General features: G+C 66.3%; 2 protein-coding genes. Both read left to right on the top strand.

Translation table 11 applies throughout. The features are described 5' to 3' along the window. On the top strand, window positions 1-1,541 hold a 1,541-nt coding region (locus ACE3TU_RS21700), incomplete at its 5' end, for a CTP synthase (RefSeq protein ID WP_374627932.1). Beyond that, window positions 1,538-2,038: a GNAT family N-acetyltransferase gene (locus ACE3TU_RS21695; RefSeq protein WP_374627931.1), complete on the top strand. Its 501-nt coding sequence runs from the start codon at window positions 1,538-1,540 to the stop codon at window positions 2,036-2,038. The genes ACE3TU_RS21700 and ACE3TU_RS21695, both read left to right, overlap by 4 nt. The last annotated feature ends 85 nt before the right edge of the window (window positions 2,039-2,123 follow it).

The raw sequence follows: 2,123 nt of genomic DNA, 5'->3' as shown, positions 1-2,123 counted from the left end.
CGCGCGGCTACAAGGTCCGGCTGCGGAAGCTCGACCCGTACCTGAACGTCGATCCCGGCACCATGTCGCCGACCCAGCATGGCGAGGTGTTCGTCACTGACGATGGCGCCGAGACCGACCTCGACCTTGGTCACTACGAGCGCTTCACCGGCCGGCATGCCAACCGGCGCGACAACATCACCACCGGCCGCATCTATTCCGACATCATCGCCCGCGAGCGTCGCGGCGATTACCTCGGCGCCACGGTGCAGGTGATCCCGCACGTCACCGATGCGATCAAGGACTTCATCCGCGAGGGCAATGACGAGTTCGATTTCGTCCTGGTCGAGATCGGCGGCACGGTCGGCGACATCGAGGGCCTGCCGTTCTTCGAAGCGATCCGCCAGTTCGGCAACGAGCAGCCTCGCGGCAACACCGTCTACGTGCATCTCACCCTGATGCCGTACATTCCGTCGGCGGGCGAGCTGAAGACCAAGCCGACCCAGCATTCCGTGGCCGAGCTGCGCTCCATCGGCATTTCGCCCGATATCCTGCTGGTGCGCTGCGACCGTCCGATTCCGGCTTCCGAGCGCCGCAAGCTCGCGCTGTTCTGCAACGTGCGGGAATCGGCCGTGATCCAGGGCCTAGACGTCGCCTCCATCTACGACGTGCCGCTCGCCTACCACCGCGAAGGACTCGACCGCGAGGTGCTGGCCGCCTTCGGCCTCGCCGACGCTCCGGCTCCCGACATGACGGCCTGGGAAGAGGTCTCGTCGCGCCTCCACAATCCCGAGGGCGAGGTCAATATCGCCATCGTCGGCAAGTACACCGGCCTCAAGGACGCCTACAAGTCGCTCTCGGAGGCGCTCGTCCATGGCGGCATCGCCAACCGGGTGAAGGTCAACCTCAACTGGATCGACAGCGAGATCTTCGAGCGCGAGGACCCGGCTCCCTATCTCGAGCACATCCACGGCATCCTCGTGCCCGGCGGCTTCGGCGAACGCGGCTCGGCCGGCAAAATCCAGGCGGCACGCTTCGCACGGCTGAAGGACGTGCCGTATTTCGGCATCTGCTTCGGCATGCAGATGGCGTGCATCGAGGCCGCGCGCAACACGGCCGGCATCAAGAACGCCAACTCCACCGAGTTCGGTCCGACCAAGGAGCCGATCGTCGGGATCATGACCGAGTGGCTGAAGGGGAACGAGACCGAGACCCGGTCCGTGGCCGGAGACCTGGGCGGCACCATGCGTCTTGGGTCCTATCCGGCCCAGCTGGCCAAGGGCAGCCGTGTCGCCGACATCTACGGCACGACACGGATCAACGAGCGGCATCGGCACCGCTACGAAGTCAACATGAACTACCGCAAGGTGCTGGAGGCCAACGGGCTGCTGTTCTCCGGCGTCTCGCCCGATGGCAAGCTGCCCGAAATCGTCGAGCGCACCGACCACCCGTGGTTCATCGGCGTGCAGTTCCACCCCGAACTCAAGTCCAAGCCGTTCGACCCGCATCCGCTGTTCGCCAGCTTCATCGAAGCGGCCAAGGCCCAGAGCCGGCTGGTGTGAACGAGATCCGCACCGATCGGCTGGTGCTGCGGCGCGCTGTCGCTGCCGATCTCCCGGCGGTCCATGCCTTCATGTCGTCGCCGTCGGCGATGCGCTACTGGTCCACACCGCCGCATGAGTCGATGGCGGTGACCGCGCCCTGGTTCCAGGCGCAGTTCTTCAGCGGCGACCCCGGGCGCGACGAGTGGATCATCGAGCTCGACGGTCGCGCGGTCGGCAATATCGGCATCTGGAACATGCCCGAGTTCGGCTTCATTCTGCATCCGGACGTCTGGGGACGCGGGGTGGCAACCGAGGCCGCCAGGGCATTCGTCGACCATGCCTTCGGTGCGCACCCGATCGACGGCATCACTGCGGACGTGGACCCCCGCAACCTCGCTTCGCTGCGGCTGCTCGGCCGGCTTGGCTTCGCCGAGACCGGGCGGGCGGAACGCACCTTCCATGTGGCGGGCGAATGGTGCGACAGTGTCTACCTGAAGTTGTCCCGCCCCGCCTGACCGGAGGACCCATGGCCGAAATCCTCTCACTGTCCAGGGCCCGCAAGGCCAAGGCGCGCGCCGACAAGGAACAGGCTGCCGCGGA

The organism is Devosia sp. (assembly GCF_041917035.1).
Taxonomy (GTDB): Bacteria; Pseudomonadota; Alphaproteobacteria; order Rhizobiales; family Devosiaceae; genus Devosia_A.
The sequence above is the reverse complement of the archived record's forward strand: the minus strand, read 5'-3'. Positions and strand labels throughout refer to the sequence as shown.